21 protein-coding genes are annotated in these 21151 nt (G+C 28.9%); 19 read left to right on the plus strand and 2 right to left on the minus strand.

Annotated features, from left to right (window positions below):
- The first annotated feature begins 9 nt into the window (after positions 1-9).
- The 16 genes from BN6774_RS05980 (at position 10) to BN6774_RS06055 (ending at position 15408) form a co-directional block, all read left to right on the plus strand.
- Positions 10-1287: a PTS sugar transporter subunit IIC gene (locus BN6774_RS05980; RefSeq protein WP_066891270.1), complete on the plus strand. Its 1278-nt coding sequence runs from the start codon at positions 10-12 to the stop codon at positions 1285-1287.
- A 107-nt stretch (positions 1288-1394) separates the two neighbouring features.
- Positions 1395-2096, plus strand: a complete 702-nt coding sequence (locus tag BN6774_RS05985; RefSeq protein ID WP_066891273.1) for an alpha/beta hydrolase — start codon at positions 1395-1397, stop codon at positions 2094-2096.
- Positions 2097-2127: 31 nt separating this feature from the next.
- A complete protein-coding gene (locus BN6774_RS05990; protein WP_066891276.1) occupies positions 2128-3222 on the plus strand; it encodes a DUF871 domain-containing protein in 1095 nt (364 codons plus the stop codon).
- A gap of 44 nt (positions 3223-3266) precedes the next feature.
- Positions 3267-4106, plus strand: a complete 840-nt coding sequence (locus tag BN6774_RS05995) for a MurR/RpiR family transcriptional regulator (RefSeq protein WP_066891279.1) — start codon at positions 3267-3269, stop codon at positions 4104-4106.
- 28 nt (positions 4107-4134) lie between these two features.
- The gene (locus BN6774_RS06000; RefSeq protein WP_066891281.1) at positions 4135-5037 is read left to right on the plus strand and encodes an N-acetylglucosamine kinase; all 903 of its coding nucleotides are present in this window, start codon (positions 4135-4137) and stop codon (positions 5035-5037) included.
- Between the two features lie 4 nt (positions 5038-5041).
- A complete protein-coding gene (gene anmK / locus BN6774_RS06005; RefSeq protein ID WP_066891283.1) occupies positions 5042-6190 on the plus strand; it encodes an anhydro-N-acetylmuramic acid kinase AnmK in 1149 nt (382 codons plus the stop codon).
- A 198-nt stretch (positions 6191-6388) separates the two neighbouring features.
- Positions 6389-6829 carry a bilirubin utilization transcriptional regulator BilQ gene (bilQ, locus tag BN6774_RS06010; protein WP_066891285.1) on the plus strand — a complete coding sequence of 147 codons (441 nt, stop codon included), beginning with the start codon at positions 6389-6391 and terminating at the stop codon, positions 6827-6829.
- Between the two features lie 15 nt (positions 6830-6844).
- On the plus strand, positions 6845-7348 hold the full coding sequence (gene bilS, locus BN6774_RS06015; protein WP_066891287.1) for a flavodoxin family protein BilS: 504 nt from the start codon (positions 6845-6847) through the stop codon (positions 7346-7348).
- A 156-nt stretch (positions 7349-7504) separates the two neighbouring features.
- The gene (gene bsh, locus BN6774_RS06020; RefSeq protein ID WP_066891289.1) at positions 7505-8491 is read left to right on the plus strand and encodes a choloylglycine hydrolase; all 987 of its coding nucleotides are present in this window, start codon (positions 7505-7507) and stop codon (positions 8489-8491) included.
- Positions 8492-8694: 203 nt separating this feature from the next.
- The gene (locus BN6774_RS06025) at positions 8695-9837 is read left to right on the plus strand and encodes an amidohydrolase (RefSeq protein ID WP_066891291.1); all 1143 of its coding nucleotides are present in this window, start codon (positions 8695-8697) and stop codon (positions 9835-9837) included.
- 406 nt (positions 9838-10243) lie between these two features.
- Complete coding sequence (gene rsxC / locus BN6774_RS06030; RefSeq protein ID WP_066891293.1) at positions 10244-11566, plus strand: electron transport complex subunit RsxC; 1323 nt, start codon at positions 10244-10246, stop codon at positions 11564-11566.
- A gap of 53 nt (positions 11567-11619) precedes the next feature.
- Positions 11620-12633 carry an RnfABCDGE type electron transport complex subunit D gene (locus tag BN6774_RS06035; protein ID WP_066891295.1) on the plus strand — a complete coding sequence of 338 codons (1014 nt, stop codon included), beginning with the start codon at positions 11620-11622 and terminating at the stop codon, positions 12631-12633.
- Positions 12626-13255 (plus strand): RnfABCDGE type electron transport complex subunit G, encoded by a 630-nt coding sequence (locus BN6774_RS06040; protein ID WP_066891297.1) that lies wholly within the window; start codon positions 12626-12628, stop codon positions 13253-13255. The genes BN6774_RS06035 and BN6774_RS06040 overlap by 8 nt, the downstream gene beginning before the upstream one ends.
- Positions 13256-13258: 3 nt before the next feature.
- Positions 13259-13972 (plus strand): electron transport complex subunit RsxE, encoded by a 714-nt coding sequence (gene rsxE, locus BN6774_RS06045; protein ID WP_066891299.1) that lies wholly within the window; start codon positions 13259-13261, stop codon positions 13970-13972.
- 2 nt (positions 13973-13974) lie between these two features.
- Positions 13975-14565, plus strand: coding sequence for an electron transport complex protein RnfA (locus BN6774_RS06050; RefSeq protein ID WP_374111497.1), 591 nt, complete (start codon positions 13975-13977; stop codon positions 14563-14565).
- 12 nt (positions 14566-14577) lie between these two features.
- Positions 14578-15408 carry an RnfABCDGE type electron transport complex subunit B gene (locus BN6774_RS06055; RefSeq protein WP_066891301.1) on the plus strand — a complete coding sequence of 277 codons (831 nt, stop codon included), beginning with the start codon at positions 14578-14580 and terminating at the stop codon, positions 15406-15408.
- A gap of 52 nt (positions 15409-15460) precedes the next feature.
- Here BN6774_RS06055 and BN6774_RS06060 read toward each other — a convergent pair whose 3' ends face one another.
- Entirely contained in the window at positions 15461-15997 is a 537-nt protein-coding gene (locus tag BN6774_RS06060; RefSeq protein ID WP_066891303.1) for a hypothetical protein, read from the minus strand.
- Between the two features lie 166 nt (positions 15998-16163).
- On the minus strand, positions 16164-17354 hold the full coding sequence (locus BN6774_RS06065) for a coenzyme F420-0:L-glutamate ligase (protein WP_066891306.1): 1191 nt from the start codon (positions 17352-17354) through the stop codon (positions 16164-16166).
- Between the two features lie 119 nt (positions 17355-17473).
- Here BN6774_RS06065 and BN6774_RS06070 point away from each other — a divergent pair, with 119 nt between their 5' ends.
- The 3 genes from BN6774_RS06070 (at position 17474) to BN6774_RS06080 (ending at position 21072) form a co-directional block, all read left to right on the plus strand.
- Positions 17474-18355: a LysR family transcriptional regulator gene (locus tag BN6774_RS06070; protein WP_066891308.1), complete on the plus strand. Its 882-nt coding sequence runs from the start codon at positions 17474-17476 to the stop codon at positions 18353-18355.
- 82 nt (positions 18356-18437) lie between these two features.
- On the plus strand, positions 18438-20111 hold the full coding sequence (locus BN6774_RS06075; protein WP_084766909.1) for a DUF2207 domain-containing protein: 1674 nt from the start codon (positions 18438-18440) through the stop codon (positions 20109-20111).
- Between the two features lie 265 nt (positions 20112-20376).
- Entirely contained in the window at positions 20377-21072 is a 696-nt protein-coding gene (locus tag BN6774_RS06080; protein ID WP_066891310.1) for a pseudouridine synthase, read from the plus strand.
- Positions 21073-21151: the final 79 nt, after the last annotated feature.

Raw genomic sequence — 21151 nt, forward strand, 5'->3', positions numbered from 1 at the left:
GGGATACAAATGTTAGAAAAGTTTAGTGCATTTTTAGATGAAAAACTTTCGACACCAATGGCTAAATTAGCCGAACAACGTCACTTAAGAGCTGTAAGAGACGGTATTATTTCAACTTTACCACTTATAATTGTTGGTAGTATATTCTTAGTAGTTGCATTTTTCCCATTTCCAGAAGGATCAGCAATTAAAACTTGGTTAAGTGCAAATGCAGTAACAATGCTTTTACCATATAGAATGACAATGTATATAATGTCTTTATATGCAGCCTGGGGAATTGGATATAGTTTAGCTAAATCTTATAACCTTGATGGAGTTACTGGAGGAACATTAGCAGCTACATCATTCTTATTAACATTAGTTCCACAAGCTGTAGAAGGTATGGGATGGGCAATGCCTATGGCTAACCTTGGCGGTGGTGGTATGTTCGTTGCAATTTTAGCTTCAATATTTGCAGTAGAAGTATTAAGATTTACTAAGACTAAGAACATAGTAATAAAGATGCCAGAGCAAGTTCCAGCATCAGTTTCAAGAAGTTTTGAAGCTTTAACACCAGCAGCAATAGTAATAGGATTTTTTGCAATATTTACTTATTTCTTAGGTGTTGATTGGCACGGAATGATTGGTAAAATTGTAGCTCCATTAGTAAGTGCTACAGATACACTTCCATCAGCAATATTCATTGCAACTTTAATTGGATTCTTCTGGTCATTCGGTATACATGGAATGAGTATAGTAGGATCTTTAGCAAGACCATTATGGTTAACATTATTAGATAATAATGCAGCAGAAGTTGCTGCAGGAAATGTAGCACCACACATATTCCCAGAGCAATTCTTCCAAGGTTTTGTTATGATAGGAGGAGCAGGTGCAACATTAGGATTAGCAATATTATTAGCTTTAAGAGCTAAATCTCAATATGGTAAGATGCTAGGTAAGACTACAGTAATACCTGCTATATTTAATATAAATGAGCCAATTATGTTTGGTGCACCAATAGTATTAAATCCAATATTAATAATACCATTTATAATAGCTCCAATAGTTAATATTGTAATAGCTTGGGCAGCAACAGTATCTGGTCTTGTACCAGCAATGCATATAGCAGCACCTTGGACATTACCTGCACCACTATTTGCTTTCATGGCTACAGGTGGTAGTTGGTCAGCAGCTTTATTAGCTGTAATATTAGTAATAGTTTCAGTAATAATTTACTATCCATTCTTTAAGATTTACGATAGAAAGTTATTAGCTGAAGAGCAAGGGGAAGAAAGCCAAGCAGCTTAGATTTCTAAATTGAAAGAGGACAAATTTAGTCCTCTTTTTTATACCAAAAATAAACAAAGCGGTCTTACTATAAAGCATAAATATTAAATTACGAAGGAGAATATATCATGATTGAAACTAATTTTATATATTCAACAGAGTTAGGAATGGATTGGTGTTTTACAGCTTATTATCCGGATAATTATATTAAAGAAAAAGTGTATGATTTAGTTATATTATTACATGGAACTAACGGGAATAATAGAACTTTAGTTGATAGAGTACCATTAAAAGAAATAATGAATAATTATGAGGATAAAATAGTAATTTTACCTAATGGATTCAATTCATACTATTTAGAGAAGGTAGAGAAGGCTATAATAAATGATCTTATTCCATTTCTGAAGAAAAATATTAAATTTAATAGTATTACATTAGGTGGGGTGTCAATGGGAGCCTTCGGAGCTCTAAGGTTATCATTAAGGTATCCAGATTTATTTGAAAATATAATATTAATTTCACCAGCAATCTGGAATCCGGTGCCACCACAAGACTGTAGCGTCAGAAAAATGTGTGCTTTTGGAATACCATTTAATGAAGAAGTATGGATGGATAATAGTTGGTTTAGAAATGTAGATAACTTAAATAAAAACAAATATATTTTAATCCACGGCTTGCAAGATGAAATTGTAGATATTTCTAATTGTTATAAATTTGTTGATTATTGTAAAGAAAATAATATTAATATACAAAGTTATTTCATAGAAGGAAATCATGATAGCAAGGTCGTAGAAGAAGGACTTAAAAGAAGTTTTAAAATTATATATTAATATAGAAAAATATTTCAAGGAGGCATTTAATATGGGTAAGTTAGGAATATCAGTATATGTAGAAAAAACAACTGAAAAGGAAATTTTTGATTATATAGATAAAGCTGCTGAATGTGGTTTTAGTAGAATATTTTCATGTCTTTTATCTGTAAATGAAACTAAAGAAATTATAAAAGAAAAGTTTAAAAGAATAAATGATTATGCTCATAGTAAGAATTTTGAAGTTATTGTAGATGTTAGTCCAAGAGTTTTTGATGATTTAGGAATTAGCTATAAAGATTTAACTTTTTTTGATGAAATTGGTGCAGATGGGTTAAGACTTGATGCAGGATATTCAGGATTAGAAGAATCTTTAATGACATTTAATCCACAAAATCTAAAAATAGAAATTAATATGAGTAATAATACAAATTATATTGATACAATTATGGATTATATGCCCAATAAAGAAAATTTAATTGCTTGTCATAACTTTTATCCGCATAAATATAGCGGTTTAAACTTAGAGCATTTTAAAGCTTGTACAAATAGATTTAAAAAATATGGTTTAAGAACGGCAGCATTTATCACAAGTACAAAAGAAGGAACATTTGGACCATGGCCTGTAACAGATGGGCTACCAACTCTAGAAATGCATAGAGAACTACCAATTGAGATTCAAGCAAAACATTTAATAGCATTAGGAAATATAGATGATATTATTATTTCAAATTGTTATCCATCGGATAAAGAATTAGAAGCATTATCAAATATGAAGAAAAATATGGTGACATTTGATATAATATTAAACGAGAAAACTCCAGAAGTAGAAAGAAAAATTTTATTTGAAGAAATGCATTTTAATAGAGGTGATTTTTCAGATAATTTAATAAGGTCAACACAAAGCAGAGTAAAATATAAAGGACATAACTTTGCACTATTCAATGCTCCTGAAATTATAAGAAGAGGAGATATTGTTATTGAAAGTAGTGAATATGGTCATTATGCAGGAGAAGTACAAATTGCTGTACAAGATATGAGAAATAGCGGTAAATCAAATGTAGTTGGAAGAATTAGAGAAGAAGAATTATTTTTAATTGATTATATAAAACCATGGCAAAAATTTAGCTTTAGAGAAATTAAGTAACATAAAGGGGATACACTCCCCTTTAATTAATAGGGGGAGTTTTAATGAGTTGTATATTTAAAATAAAAGAAGGAATGGGTTGCTATACCGATACAGAGATAAGGTTAGCAAACTATATATTAGAGAATCCAAATGATGTTATAAATTTAAATGCACAGGAGTTAGGGGAAAGAGTAAATACATCAGCAGCTGCTGTGGTAAGGTTTTCTAAAAAATTGGGATATAAAGGGTTTACTACATTAAAGGTTGACTTAGCAAAACAAAGTAATATTGATAATCATGAAACATTTAATACAATAATAAAAGAAAATGATTCAATAGAAGTAATGGTAAAAAAAGCGGAAGCTATAAATATAAAAGCATTAAATGAAACATATAAATTAATAAATTTAGATGTTTTAAAAGAAGCAATAAAAGCTTTGAAAAATTGCGAAAAGATATTTTTATATGGGGTAGGTGCATCAGGGTTAGTAGCTATTGATTTTCAGTCAAAGCTATCGAGAATTAACAAAATGACTTTTTATAATCAAGATTCACACACACAAGTTCTTACAGCTGTGCATCTTGGACCTAAAGATGTGGCAATAGGTTTAAGTTATAGTGGAGAAACAAAAGAGGTAAAGGTTGCTATGGATAAGGCAAAAAAACAAGGGGCTACAACAATATCTATAACCAAGTTTAATAATAATTCAGTTTCAAAATTAGCTGATTACCCTTTATATATACCTTGTGAAGAAGAAGAGTTAAGAGTTGGAGCAATGACATCAAGACTATCTACTTTGGCAGTAATGGATTTATTATATTTAGGAATTATAAAAGATGAATTTGACAAAGTAGAAAAGTGTATTTTAGAAACGAAAAAAATTGTAAGACAGTTAAAATAGATTATATAAAAAGAATAGGGGTGTAAATATGTTTTATATTGGAATAGATGGCGGTGGAACTAAAACAAAATTTACTTTAATAAATGAAGAAAATGAAATTATATTTACAACAGAAAAAGGAACTTGTCATTATAATCAAATTGGATTTGATGGAACAGAAAAAGTTTTGAATGAAGGACTAAGAGATATACTTGAATCAACTAAGTTAAATATAAAACATATAAAGGGGGTATGTTTAGGACTTGCTGGATATGGAAAAGTAGAAAGTGATGCAAAGAGATTGGAGAAAATTGTAAAGAGGATTTTTGATGGTGTACCATATAAACTTCTAAATGATGTGCAAATAGCTCATGCTGCAGCTTTAGGGTTAGAAGATGGAATTGCAATTATTTCAGGTACAGGTTCTATTGGATATTCAGTAAATAAAGAAAAAACTCGTAGAGTTGGTGGATGGGGATATTCAATTGGAGATGAGGGATCAGCTTATTGGATTGGTAAAAAAACTATAGAAGAATTCTCTAAACAAGCAGATGGTAGGAAAGAAAAGAGTAAAATATATTATCTTTTGAAAGAAAAATTGGAGCTAAAAGATAGTTATCAATTAATAAAATATATATATACTGAAATAAAAAGTGATAGGGGACAAATTGCTAAGCTGGCACAAATATGTACTGAAGCAGCAGCAGAAGGTGATAAAGCAGCGATAAATATTTTAAATGAAGCAGGAAAAGAATTAGCAATGTTGATTAATACTCTAGCAGAAGATTTTTCAAAGGATATAAAAATAAAAGCATCGTATGTAGGTGGAGTTTTCAAATGTGGAAATTTAATAATTGATCCAATAAAGAAATATTTAAATTCAAATATTGAATTTTTACATCCGAAATATACACCGGATGTAGGCGCTTGTATATTGGCAAAAAAGGAGTGAGTTTATGTATAGTGTAGGTTTAATGTCAGGAACATCATTAGATGGAGTTGATGCAGTTTTAGTTGATATAATAGGAACAGGTTTAGATACTAAGGTTGAAGTTATAGCTTTTAATACTTATGAAATACCAGAAAGTATAAAAGAAGAGATAAAAAAAGCATGTCTACAAAATGAATCATCATCAGCATTAATATGTAGTTTAAACTTTAAATTAGGTTATTTATTTAGTGATGCTGTTAAAAGTATTTGTAAAGAAGCTAACATAAAAACAGAAGAGTTAGAGTTTGTAGCTACACATGGGCAAACTGTTTATCATATCCCAAAGTCTATAGGTACTTACATCCCTTCAACACTTCAAATTGGAGAACCATCTATAATAGCTTTTGAAAACAATGTAAAAGTAGTTTCTAATTTTAGAACTATGGATATTGCTGCAGGTGGAGAAGGTGCTCCTTTAGTTCCATATAGTGAATTTATTTTATATGGAGGAAGAGGGGAAGATATAGCACTTCAAAATATAGGTGGTATTGGAAATGTAACAGTAATTCCGGGAAAAAAAGATATGAGAAAAATATATGCTTTTGATACAGGACCTGGAAACATGATGATAGATGAAGCTTGTCAAAGGTTATTTGGAGTTAAATATGATAAAGGTGGTCAAATAGCTAGTAGAGGAAAAGTTAATAAGAAAATGCTAGATAAACTAATGTCTCATCCATATATTAGTTTAGTTCCTCCTAAATCAACTGGAAGAGAAGAATTTGGTGAGGATTATGTATGTTTATTATTAGAAGAATATTCAGATTTACCAAAAGAGGATATAATAGCGACATTAACAGCATTTACAGCTGAATCAATAATATACAGTTATAAGAAGCATATAATACCAAAAACAAATTTAAGAAAAGTTATAATTGGTGGTGGCGGAGCACACAATAAAACTTTAATAGAATTTATTAAAAATGGATTAGATGGAATAGAAGTATTAACTCAGGAGGATGTAGGATATTCTTCTGATGCTAAAGAAGCAATTGCTTTTGCTATTTTAGGAAATGAAACAATACATGGAAATCCTTCTAATATCCCAAGTGCAACAGGTGCTAACACTAATGTTATATTAGGTAATATAACACCAAAACCAAAGAAAATATAATCGAGAAATAGGTAAGTTATTATGTATATAAATAGCTTACCTATTTTTTTATATAAAATTAATATTTTTTAGTTGACTATATCAACAAAAGTAATATAATAGTTGATATAGTCAACTATTAATTTATTATTTAAAGAAAATGTAATAGAATAACAAAAATTATAGTATCACTTTTATGATAAAGAAAGGAAGTGAAGTATGTTTAATAATAAAAGTATATTTGAAAAATCAAATATATCTCAATATATATGTTTATTTTATAAAGATTTTCAAAGTTATTGTGAAGAAAAGCTTAAGGAATATAACTTAACAAATGGATTATATTATTATTTAATTTACATCTATAAAAAGCCAGGAAGCAAATTAAATGAAATAAGTAAATTTATGAATGTAGATAAATCTCATACAACTAGAGCAATTCAAAAACTTATTAGTTTTGATTATGTTGAAAAGCAAGTAAATGAGGATGATAAAAAATCTTTTAATGTATATCCAACTGAAAAGTGTAAGTTAGTTATGGAAGAAATGGTAGATTTATTTCCAAAGTGGGAAGAAAGGTTTTTAAAAGATTTTTCTAATGAAGAAGTAGAATTATTAAGAAGTTTATTTAAAAAAGCTTTTAAAAATATAATAGATTAAAAGGAGATATAAGTTATGAAAGCATTAGTAGTATATTCATCATTAACAGGAAACACTAAAAAAATTGCAGAAGCAATGTATGAAGAAATTAATATTGAAAAGGATATTTATAAATCTAATGAAGACTTTAATATTGAAAATTATGATTTCATTGCAGTAGGATACTGGGTAAATAAAGGAATTTGCGATGATAAAATAAAAGAAATATTAGAAAAAGTTAATAATAAAAATATAATATTATTTGGTACTTTAGGAGCAAAGGAAAATGGTCCTTATTATGATAGTATAAAGAAGAGAATAGAAGAGTTAGTACCAGAAAATAATAAGATATTAGGACATTTTCTATGCCAAGGAAAAATAAATGAAAAGTTAACTGAAAGATATAAAGAAATGCTAAAAAATAATCAAGGGGATGAGCATGTTAAAGAGCAACTAAAAAATCATGAAGAAGCTAGTAAGCATCCCGATGATAAGGATATTTATAATGCAAAAATGTTTATAAGAAAATGTATTTGTTAATATAAAGTATAGATAGATTTATAGTGGAGTTTTTGAATACTCCACTTATTTTTATATATAGGAAAGTATAAAAGTATTTAATTTGCATTTTTACATACAATAAGTAAACTAATATAATATAAGAAAAAGTAAAAAATTATAAAAGTAGGTGATAATATGTGCACAGCATTAAGTATTAAATCAAATAATGGTAATAACTTTTTTGGAAGAAATATGGACTTAGAGTATAACTTTAATCAATCTGTTATAGTTATTCCAAGAAATTATAGGTATGAAAACAAAGTAACAGAAAGTATGACTGGTGGAAAATACGCTATTATTGGTATGGGAAGTGTTATAGATAATCATGCAGCCATGGCTGATGGAATGAACGAAAAGGGGTTAGCTTGTGCAGGATTAAATTTTGCAGGATATGCTTATTATGAAAAAGAACCAGTGGAAGGAAAAGTAAATATTGCACCTTATGACTTTATACTTTGGGTTTTATTTAATCATGAAACAGTAGATGAAGTTAAAGAAGCTATTAATAATATAGAGTTAGTAGATGTACCATTAAATGAAAATTATCCTGTTCCAACTCTTCACTGGATGATAGTTGATAAAACTGGAAAATCAATAGTTGTAGAAAAAACTAAGAATAAATTTGCAATTTATGATAATACTGTAGGAGTACTTGCTAACAATCCAACCTTTGATTGGCATTTAACTAATTTAAATGAATACATAGGTCTTACAGAAAAACATCCAAGGGAAACAAGATGGTGTAATCAAGAGTTAAAGCCATTAGGAGTAGGAGCTGGAACTAGAGGAATTCCAGGTGATTTTGCTTCAGTTTCAAGATTTATAAGAATAGCTTTTATTAAGTCTAGGATGCCAGAAGTCGATGATGAAAGTGCTACTAGTCAATTTTTACATATGCTAGATTATGTAGCTATGGTAAAAGGTGGAGCAATGACAGCAGAAGGAAAAGAAGACTTTACTTTATATTCTTCTTGTATGAATCAAGAAAAAGGTATTTATTATTATAAGACCTACAATAATAATAGGATAAATGCTATTGATATGAATAAGGAAGATTTAAATGGAAGGGAAGTTAAATTGTTTCCTTATTTAACAAATCAAGATATAAATTATCAAAATTAAAATAGAGTTATAAAGCTAGTAGCTATGTATTGGTGGTTGCTAGCTTATTTTTATACCATATTTTAGTTTTAACCTTAATAGAGAAGGTAATTTTAATAGTAGGTGAGAATAGTATAAATTAAGCAATAGTAAATATAGTTCTAATAGTTAAAATTTATAATAAAAAGTTATATGGAGCTTTAGAACAAGAGAGGAGACAGAAAATGGAAGTATCGATAAATAAAAATGAATTAATTAATACATTAATTAAATATAGACGTGAACTACATGAAAATCCAGAGTTATCTATGAAGGAGTATGAAACTACTAAGAGAATTAAAAGATGGTTAAGTGATTATAATATAAAAATTTTAGATTTACCTTTAAAGGTTGGCGTTGTAGCTGAAATTGAAGGTGGATATGAAGGACCAATTATTGCTTTAAGAGCTGATATTGATGCCCTTCCAATTGTAGAGGGAACTAATTTAGATTTTACATCTAAAAACTTTGGAGTAATGCATGCATGTGGACATGATTTTCATACTGCAGCAATCTTAGGAGCAGCTATTCTTATAAATGAAAATAAGTCTAAATTACATGGAAAAGTTCGAATTATATTTCAGCCAGCAGAGGAAAATGCAAAGGGAGCTAATATTATTGTTGAATCGGGAGCTCTTGAGAATGTGGAAGCTATATTTGGAATGCATAATAAGCCAGATCTTCCTGTTGGTACAATAGGAGTAAAGGAAGGTTCCCTTATGGCAAGTGTAGATAGGTTTGAAATTGATGTTATTGGGATTGGCGGACATGCTGGTATCCCAGAAAAAACTATAGATCCTATTATAGTAGCAAGTGAAATTGTTACAGGGTTACAAACCATTGTAAGTCGGAGTTTAAGTCCTTTTAGTAATGCGGCTATAAGTGTAACTAAATTTCAAGGAGGAAATACATGGAATGTAATACCAGAAAAAGTTGAACTTGAAGGTACCGTAAGAACTTTTCAAAAAGATGTTCGAAGGAGTATTCCAGATTTAATGAGAAGAAAAGCAGATGGAATTGCAAAAGCTTCTGGAGCAAAAATAGATTTTAAATGGTATCCATATTTGCCAGGGGTATATAATGATAAAAAGTACAAAAAAGTAGTTGCTGAAGCTGCAATAGAATTAGGATATAATGTGGTAGAAGCAAAAGAAAGTGCTGGTGGAGAAGATTTTGCTTTATATCAAACTAAAATACCAGGATTTTTTATTTGGATGGGTGTTAATGGAGAAAAGGATTGGCATCACCCAGCCTATGATTTGAATGAAGATGCACTAATTGTTGCAGCTAAGTATTTTTCTAATTTAGTATTTAAAGTTTTATCATAATGAGTTATTAGAATTAGCAAGTAGATATTTTGAAAATAATATAAGATTTATAGAGCTAATATTCATATAGGATGGATATTAGCTTATTATATTTAGAAAATTTTTAATATTTATAAAATTAAATCAAATTATTATTGATATGATAAAAAAAATTTAAAATTAAGAATACGCCTAAATTTGAAAGTTCTCATATTAGAAATTATGTATCAATATAATAAACTTTTCTTAAAAAAAAAATTTACTAAAAGAAAAATAGATATAATATATAGATATTTATAAAAAAATAACATTTATATACAAAAATGAAATTGAGAAATTGGCTAGTATTTTGCTTGTTATTATCATATTAAGATATAAGGAATATAATTTAAATATTAGTAAAAATTAACAGTAAAGGGTTGAGTTTATGAAATTAGGTACATTTAAGGGTGGAATTCATCCAAAAGATGGTAAAGACATGTCTAAGAATACACAAATAAAGGAGATCTTGCCTAAAGGAAATTTAGTTTATCCTATGTCTCAGCATATAGGAGCACCAGCAAAACCAATAGTATCTGTAGGCGATAAAGTTTTGGCAGGACAAAAAATAGGGGAGGCTACAGGGTTTATTTCTGCAAATATCATATCTTCAGTATCTGGAATAGTAAAAGCTATTGAACCAAGACTTACGGTTTCAGGAAATAAAGCTATATCAATTGTCATTGAAAATGATAACGAATACAAAGCTGTAGAAGGTATTGGTAAATATAGAGATTACACAAAGCTTTCTAAAGAGGAAATAAGAAATTATGTTAAAGAAGCTGGCATTGTAGGATTAGGGGGAGCTGGATTTCCAAATCATGTTAAGCTTACTCCGAAAGATGATAATGCTATAGATTACGTAATAGTAAATGCTGTAGAGTGTGAGCCTTATTTAACTTCAGATTATAGAGTTATGCTTGAAATGCCAGAAAAAATTGTTGGGGGACTTAAGGTAATTCTAAGTTTATTCCCAAATGCTAAAGGCATAATTGCAATTGAAGATAATAAACCAGATGCTATAAAGGTTCTTCGTAAGGCTGTAGAAGGTGAAAAAAATATTTCAGTATCAGTTCTTAAGACCAAATATCCACAAGGATCAGAACGTAAATTAATTTTCGCGACTACAGGAAGAAAAATTAATTCATCTATGCTTCCAGCAGATGCAGGATGTGTAGTTGATAATGTTGATACTGTAGTTGCAATTTATATGGCTGTTTGTGAATCAACACCTCTTATGAGAAAAATAATAACTGTAACAGGAGATGCTATTAATGAACCTAGAAACTTTCAGGTTAAGATAGGTACAAGCTATTCTGAATTGGTAGAGGAAGCTGGTGGCTTTAAAGAAAGGCCTGAAAAGATTATTTCAGGAGGTCCTATGATGGGAACTGCAATATTTAGTCTTGATATTCCAGTTACTAAAACATCATCTGCACTTTTGGCTTTTACAAGAGATGAAGTTGCAGAAAATGAGCCTACCGCTTGTATTCGTTGTGGAAGATGTGTAGAGGTATGTCCTAGTAGTCTAATCCCACAAAAAATAATAGAAAATGTAGATGGTCTAGATAATGAATCATTTATAGCACTTAATGGTATGGAATGTTATGAGTGTGGAAGTTGTACTTATGTTTGTCCAGCTAAAAGAAGACTTACTCAAGCTTTTAAACAAAGCAGAAAAAGTGTTTTAGATAGTAGAAGAAAAAAATAAAATGGAATTTTAATTTAAGCAGCAAAAATAATTATGGGGAAAGGAAGATCAAAATGAGTGAATTATATAATGTTTCAGCATCACCTCATGTGAGAAGTAAAGAAAGCACTAAAAGTATAATGGCTGATGTTGCAATTGCATTAATACCAGCAGGGTTATTTGGAGTATATAACTTTGGGTTAAATGCTTTATTAATAATATTAATAAGTGTTGCTACTTGCATAATAACTGAATATATCTTTCAAAAAAGAATGAATAAAAAGATTACAATAAGTGATTGTAGTGCTTTAGTAACTGGACTTTTATTAGCTTATAATATGCCATCAACTATTCCTTTTTGGGTACCAATAGTAGGTGGAGTTTTTGCAATTATAATTGTAAAGCAGCTTTTTGGGGGGCTTGGACAAAATTTCATGAATCCTGCCTTAGCTGCAAGATGTTTTTTACTTATATCTTTTTCAAGGATTATGACTGACTTTGGAATTGCAGCAGATAGAACAATTAAAGGAATTATAATGAATGGACATGCATCTATAAATGGATATGCTATGGTAGATGGAGTTTCATCTGCAACTATACTTTCAGCAGTTAAAAATGGAGGAGATTATAACTTATTAAGTATGTTTCTTGGAACAACAGGTGGAACAATAGGAGAAACTTCGGTTATAGCCATATTAATAGGAGCAATTTATCTTCTTAGAAAAAGAATAATATCTCTTAAAATTCCTATGACATATATAGGATCTTTTATTGTATTTATCATATTAATGAATCTTTTAGGTGGAAAAGGATTTAACATAGAATACCTTATAGGAAATGTTTTTGGTGGCGGCTTAATGTTAGGTGCCTTCTTTATGGCAACAGATTATGTTACATGTCCAATAACTTCAAAAGGAAAAATCATATTTGGAGTATTATTAGGCTTTATTACAGCAGTCTTTAGAGTTTATGGAAGTTCAGCAGAGGGAGTTTCTTATGCTATTATATTATCTAATATTCTTGTTCCTCTTATTGAAAAATATACTCTTCCAAAGGCTTTTGGAAAGGAGGCAGGAGTAAATGTCTAATAAAAAAAGTACCATCATAAAAGACACAGTAATACTTTTAATTATAACTGTTGTGGCAGGATTTATATTAGCAGCAGTTAATAAAGTTACATTAGAACCTATTGCCTATGCTAGAACTGAAGAAAAAAATAAAGCTTATAGAGCAATGTTTAAGGAAGCAGAAACCTTTGATATAAATGAAACATTAACTGAAAAGTGTAATTCATCAGAAGAATTCCTAAAGGATAGGGGATTCAATGGTACTAAAGTTGATGAAGCATTAATTGCAAAAGCAAATAATGAAGCTATAGGCTATATAATAAATGCTACTTCTCCAAATGGGTATGGTGGAAATATTCAAATTTCTTTAGGTCTTGATAAAGATGGTAGAATTAAAGGTTTTGAAATACTTTCAATTAGTGAAACAGTAGGCCTTGGTATGAAGGCAAAGGAAGATGAATTTAAATCACAATTTGCAGGTAAAAATGTTAAAGAAATAAAATACACTAAGGCAGGGGCATCATCTGAAGATGAGATAAATGCTATAAGTGGAGCTACCATTACTACTTCTGCAGTAACAGAAGCTGTAAATTCAGCATTAACCTATGCACAAGAATATATTTTAGGTAAGGGGGATTTTTAATAAATGAATAAATGTACAGAACGTATTTATAATGGAGTAATTAAAGAAAATCCTACTTTTGTAATGATGCTTGGTATGTGTCCTACTATGGCGGTAACTACAGCAGCTATTAATGGAATTGGAATGGGTCTTGCAACAACAGCAGTTCTTGTAATGTCTAATATGCTTATATCAATGCTTAGAAAGGTAATCCCTGATAAGGTTAGAATGCCTGCTTATATAGTTATAGTTGCTTCCTTTGTTACAGTAGTAGAAATGTTACTTGAAGCATATTTTTATGAAAGTTTATATAAATCACTTGGTATTTATATTCCACTTATAGTTGTTAACTGTATAATTCTTGGAAGAGCAGAAGCTTATGCTGCTAAAAATGATGTTGTATCATCTGTTTTCGATGGGATTGGAATGGGACTTGGTTTTACAGTTGGACTTTTAGTTATTGGTGCAGCAAGGGAATTAATAGGAAGTGGACAACTATTTGGATTTACAGTGCTTCCAAGCTCTTATGAACCAATATCAATATTTGTACTTGCTCCTGGAGCCTTCTTTGTAATAGCAATTTTAACAGCATTGCAAAATAAGTTTAATGCACCTAGTGCTAGTAATAAAAAAGATACATCATTAGATCATTGTAGCACAGGTTGCAGTGGATGTACTGTTCAAGGCTGTAGTCCAAAGATAGAAATAGTTAAAGGAATTGATGAAGGAGGAAGATAATTATGATACAAAATTTAATTTTAGTTTTAATAACTACAATATTTATAAACAACGTGTTACTTAGTCAATTCTTAGGTCTTTGTTCCTTCTTAGGAGTTTCCAAAAAGACAGAAACAGCAGTTGGAATGGGAGGCGCAGTTATCTTTGTTATAACTATTTCTTCAGCAGTAACAAATCTTATATATAATTTTATACTTGTAAAATTTAATCTTGAATATATGAAGACTATAGTATTTATAGTAGTAATTGCAGCCTTAGTTCAGTTAGTTGAAATGGTTCTAAAAAAATACATTCCAAGTCTTTATAAAGCTCTTGGAGTATACCTACCTTTAATAACTACAAATTGTGCTGTACTTGGAGTTGCTCTTACAAATGTTCAAGTTCAATATACTAGTAACCTACAAAGTTTTATTTTTAGCATAATATCAGGCTTTGGTACTTCTGTAGGATACTTAGTTGCAATTTTAATCCTTGCTGGAATAAGAGAAAGAATAGAACATAATGATATACCAGAATCCTTTAAAGGAATGCCAATAGTATTAATTTCAGCAGGTCTTATGGCAATTGCTTTTATGGGCTTTGCTGGATTATAAGGAGGACTTAATATGGGAGAGATTATTATAGCAACATCAGTCTTAGGTGGAACTGCACTTATTATAGGGATTCTTCTTGGAATTGCAGGAGAAAAGTTACAAGTAGAAGTAAATGAAAAAGAATTACAGGTTAGAGAACTACTTCCTGGTAACAACTGTGGAGGATGTGGATATCCAGGCTGTGATGGATTAGCTAGTGCTATAGCAGCGGGAAAAGCTGAGATTAATAGCTGTCCAGTTGGTGGTCTTAATGTGGCAAATAAAATAAGTGAAGTTATGGGAGTTACTTTAGAAGAAAAGGAAAAACAAGTAGCCTTTGTAAGATGTGGTGGAACTTGTGATAAAACTAAGAAAAAATATAACTATTATGGAATAGAAGATTGTCGTAAGGCTGTAATTGCTCCTGGGGGAGGAGATAAGGCATGCTCTTATGGTTGTTTGGGTTATGGTTCTTGTGTAAAAGAATGTTTATTTGATGCTATTCATATAGTTGATGGAATAGCGGTAGTAGATAAAGAAAAATGCGTTGCTTGTGGAAAGTGTGTAAGTACATGTCCGAATAGTCTTATAGAGTTAATTCCATATAGTGCAGATTATAGAGTACAATGTATGTCTAATGATAGGGGCAAGGATGTTAAGACTGTATGTGATGCAGGGTGCATAGGATGTACATTATGTACAAGAGTATGTGAAAGTAAGGCTATAACTGTTGAAAACAATCTTGCTAAAATAGATTATAGTAAATGTACAAACTGTGGAAAGTGTGCTGAAAAATGCCCAGTTAAGATAATTAGGCAAACTGATATAATTACAATTAATGAAGATTTGAAAATATGTGTTTAATAAAATAATTAAGTTTAATAAGCTAGAAACTATTTTCATATAAGTTACTAGCTTATTTTTTTTGTAGCAATATTCTGATTTGATTTATTTCATTTGTTAATTCTTCAACTTGTTTTTCTAATTCGTCTATTCTATTTGAATTACTTTTTGAGTTAGAAGTCTTTGATGTTTTTGATACATTTTTAGGGTTTGCTGTATAGGCAGCTGTACTTGGAGGAGAAGAACTACAAAAAGGGTTAACAATATTATAATTTCTAGCTTCATAATATCTACCTGGACCTGCTTGAAAATATTGTTGTTGAGCATTATAGGTTAAAATAGCCTGACCAACTAATTGTAGCCAGTTTCCAATTGCATTTTGTACATTAAAAGGAAGGGTTCCAGCTACTATATTTCCAAGTATTTCACCTATAATTATGAAAAGTTCTGGATGAAGAGTTTGGAATCCATTTGGTATGTCATTACATCCATAGCCATTATTATTATTATTATTATTATTATTATTATTATCATTGTTATCGTTAGAAGAGCTAGTATAACCACAAGCTCTAAATAAGTCTTCGAGATTATCCCATCCGTTAAAATTCATTTTTAACCTCATATAAATTTATTATATTCATTATATTAAACTTATACTTAAAAAGTACTAGCTTAGAAATGTAACAGAAGATATAGTAATTAAATTAAAGAAACTTATACATAATAAAAAAGCCATCTAATGGCATTAAAGCAAATTAGATGACTTTTAAATACTTCTACTTTGTATAGTTATCGAAATAACCTTGGATGAATATAATTGGAGTTCCCTTATCTCCACTTCCTGATGTTAAGTCAGATAATGAACCTATAAGGTCAGTAAGTCTTCTTGGAGTAGTACCTTGAGATTCCATAGCTCCAACTAAATCTGATTCCTTATTCTTTATATATTCTGATATTGCATTTTTAAGTTCTTCACCCTTTAAGTCAGCGAAGTTATTATCAGCAAGATATTTTAATTTTATTTCGTTTGGAGTACCATTTAAGCCTGATGTATATGCTGGTGAAACAACTGGATCAGCAAGTTCCCAAATCTTACCTACTGGATCTTTGAAAGCTCCATCTCCATAAATCATAACTTCAACATTTTTTCCAGTCTTTTCTTTAAGAATAGCTTGTATATTATCAACTACTGGTTGACAGTTACGAGGGAAAAGCTTAATAGTTTCTTCTGTTGATTTATTTGAACCTAATAATCCATAAGCTTCATTACATCCACTTCCATCAATAGATTCACATAAGATATTATCAAGGCTATAAATTTTTTCTCCGCCATTTGCTTTTAGGATTTTCTTAGTTCTGAATCTTGTATGTATATCACAAGTAAGAACACTCTTTGTATAATTTAAGATAGTTTTAGGATTGTTTGAGAATATTACTTCACACTCAACACCATATTCTTCTACTAAAGATTTATAATAATCAATATAATCAACACCTGTGAAAGGATGTTTGTTATATCCAAATAAATTACGGAATTCTTGTTCTGTTAAAACATCTGTCCAAGGATTAACTCCCTTATCATCTAACATATCTAAATCAACTAAGTGGTTTCCAACTTCATCAGATGGGTAACTTAACATTAATACTATTTTTTTAGCTCCTTTTGCTATTCCACGAAGGCAGATTGCAAAACGGTTACGGCTTAATATTGGGAATATTACACCAATAGTATCGTCACCAAATTTAGCTTTAATATCTGTAGCAATATTATCTATGGAAGCATAATTACCTTGAGCACGTGCAACTATTGATTCAGTTACAGTAACTATATCCTTATCATTTATAGTAAAACCTTCAGTTTCTGAAGCTTTAAGTACGCTTTCTACAACTATATCTTCAATGCTATCCCCTTCTTTAATGATTGGGCAACGAAGACCTCTAACAACTGTACCAACAACTCTTTCCAAAACAATCTCTCCTATCAATTAAAAAATTCGTTTCAAATATTTCATACTCTTGTAATATACACCAATAAATGATATAAGTAAAATAAATAGATTGAATATATGATATAAGGAGCACTTATATGGTTACTAAATTAGATTTATATAGAGTATTTTGCCAAGTAGCAAAAAGTAGAAGTTTTTCAAAAGCATCAAAGGAACTTTATATGACACAACCAGCGGTAAGTCAGGCTGTAATGCAATTAGAAAGGGAATTAGATATTAGGCTTTTTAATAGAACAACAAAAGGGGTGTCCTTAACTAATGAAGGAAGTCTTTTATTTGAATATATAAATTCTGCAATTAATTTAATAAATGCAGGAGAAGAAAAAATATTAGAATTTAAAGATTTAACTGTAGGAGAGTTGAAAATTGGAGTAGGAGATACTATATCCAAGTATTTTTTACTTCCATATTTAGAAATATTCCACAATAAATATCCTAATCTAAAGTTTAAAATTATAAATGGAACCACACTAGAACTTTGTGCATTAATTAAATCAGGAGAGATTGATATTTCAATTTGTAACCTTCCAATTACTGATCCATCTTTAGAAGTAATACCATGTGGAGAAGTTAGAGACATTTTTGTTTGTGGTGAAAAATATAAGGATTTATCAGAGAAAAAAATTTCTCTAGAGGAATTAGTTAAGTATCCTTTAATATTTCTAGAACCTAGTTCAAATTCAAGAAAGTATGTAGAAAAGTTCATGTTATCAAATGGGATTAAAATTTCACCTGAATTTGAGCTTGGATCCTTTGATTTATTGCTAGAGTTTGCGAAAATAAATTTAGGGATAGCTTGTGTAGTAAAGGAGTTCTCAAAGGATTATTTAGAAAAAGGTTTGTTATATGAAGTTAATACTTTAGAAGAAATTCCAAGTAGAAGTATTGGTGTTTGTCATTTGAAGAGCGTTCCACTTTCACTAGCATCTACGAAGTTTGTTGAGATATTAGAAAGTTAATTTGAGTTTCTGTAAATATAGAAACCTTTAAAATTATTGCTTTAGAACTAAATTATAAATTTAATAAAGGGTGAGTGAGAAAATGATGAAAAAAGTATTAATAATTTTTTCGGTAATATTTATTTTAATAGCACCTAAAAGTGTATACGCAAATACTAAAGAATATTTTGTTGATAAATTAAATATTGAAGCACAGATTCTTGATAATGGTGATGTAGTTATAAATGAAATAATTGAATATAGGTTTAATGGTGATTTTAATGGGATTTATAGAAATTTAAATTTAGATGGGGCAAATGACTATTTAGTAAATGGAATTTCAATTATTGATAATTCAGGTAATATTATAAATATTACAGAAGATTATAATGATGAAAATAATACTTATCAGATAAATAGAGATTATAATTCTGCTCAGATTAAAATTTTTAGTAAAAGTAATAATGAAAGTAAAAAGTTTAATTTAAATTATACTATAAAGGGCGCAGCTAAAAAGTACACTGATTATTCTCAATTATATTGGAATTTTTATGATGTAGAAAATATAGAGTCTGTTAAAGAGGGAACAGTTAAAATTTCATTAAAAGATGAAAATTTTGATATTAATAATTTAACTTATGATATTTATGGTGACGGTGAAATTATAACAAATAATACAGAACAATCTATTGTTATTAACTTTAAAGACTTAACAACCTTAATAGGCATAAATATGAAGTTTCAAAAAGATTACTTATCAATGGCAGAAGAATTAGCAATTGATGATAATAGTGAAGATTATAATTTTGGGTATACAGATTATTATAAAGAGCAAGGAAATGATGAAGGATTTGGAATTTTAGCAGTATTTATTTTTATAGGAGCAGGTGTAGGTGTTTTGATTTTTGCTTTAAATAAAAGTAAATTTAATAAGGAAGTTAATGAGTATAGATCAAAATATATATTTACTAATGAAGAGTTTATTATGGAGCCACCATCAGATATGCCACCTGGATTAGTGAATTTATTAATAGATGAAAAAAATGTATCTAATAATATGCTAATTGCAACATTATTCTATTTAGCGAATAAAGGCTATTATACAATTGAAGAGATAAATAATAAGTCTAGTAAAAAAAAGAATGATTTAGTATTTACTAGAACAGATTATAACAAAAATCAAGAATATAGTCATTTACAATATATAATAGATTGGTTTGAAGAATATGAAACTAATGGAAAATTCTCTATGAAAGAAATAAAAAATATAGTTTCTTCAAAAAGAAATGCAAATAAATTTATAAAAAATCTAGAGAAATGGATTTCTAAGGTAAAAGAAGATGGAGAAAAAATAGGTTTTTATATTAAAATTAAAGACAAAAATGTACTTGAAAATAGTTGGTATAATGAAAAGAAAAGGTGGATTTCCTATAAGAATTACTTAAAAAATATATACAAAATTGATAATATAGATGGTGATTCGTTAAGTGATTTAACAATAATTTATGCATTAGCTTTGGAAATTAGTGAGAATGATTTAAATGAGATTGTTAATTTAATAATAGATAAAGCAAGCTTTAATATTGATTCATTTAATAATTTCAATTATATGTATATGAATAATTATTTTTTCTATATAGCAATGTTTAATAGCATTACTGATGAAGCCTATAATACAGTAAATCCACCTAGCTCAACAATAGACAATAATAGTACTACTTTCTTTAGTGGTAGTGATTTTTCAGGCGGTGGCGGTGGAGGATCAGGAGCTTTTTAATATTGAGCAATTATTGATATTGCTGAAGAATGAAGTAAGGATATAAAAACTAATAGGATAAGCTAGTATTTACTTAAAAAGTTATACTAGCTTATTACATTTATAAATTTCTACTGAAAAGTCTTATATATATACATAAGTAAAATATGTTATTATGATTAGGTAATTTCATTAATTTATATTATACTAAATATTTTATAGTTAAAATTGAAATAAGATATTGTGGTATAAGAATAATTTTCTAAAATAGAGAGGATATTTGACTTTGAGGATAAATAAACTATTAAGCAATTATGGATATTGCTCAAGAAAAGAAGTAAGTAGATTAATTGAAGATAAAAGAATAATAGTTAATGGAAAGCTATGTGAGCAAGGACAGTGGGTTGAAGAAAGTGATGATATATTTTTAGATGGAGAGAAAGTTAAAGAAAAAGAAAAGATATATTTAGTTTTAAATAAGCCAAAAGGAATAATTTGTACTTTATCAAGAGAGATAAAAGACAATATAATTGATTTTTTAAATTATAAAGATTATGTATTTCCCGTTGGACGTTTAGATAAAGATTCAGAAGGAATTATACTTATGACTAATGATGGAGACCTTGCAAATATGATATTATCTTCGGAGAGTTATCATGAAAAGGAGTATATTGTAACATTAGATAAAGATTTTGATGATGAGTTTATTTTTAAAATGTCAAATGGTGTTAATATACTAGGTACAGTTACAAGACCATGTAAATTAAAAAGAATAAATAACAATACATTTAGTATAATTTTAACCCAAGGGCTAAATAGGCAAATAAGAAGAATGTGCAAAACCTTTGGCTATAATGTTATAAAACTAGAACGAATAAGGATAGTAAGTATAATTTCAAAGGGGTTAGAAGTTGGGACTTGGAGATTTTTAAATAAAGAAGAGATAGACACTTTAAAGTTGGAAGTACAAAAGAAATTTTAACATTTTTCATAAAAGGTATTGACATAATACAAATTTTGTAATAGAAAAATTTTGAAAGTTATTTATTAATATGATAATA

This window comes from Clostridium nigeriense (assembly GCF_900086595.1).
GTDB classification, from domain to species: domain Bacteria; phylum Bacillota; class Clostridia; order Clostridiales; family Clostridiaceae; genus Clostridium; species Clostridium nigeriense.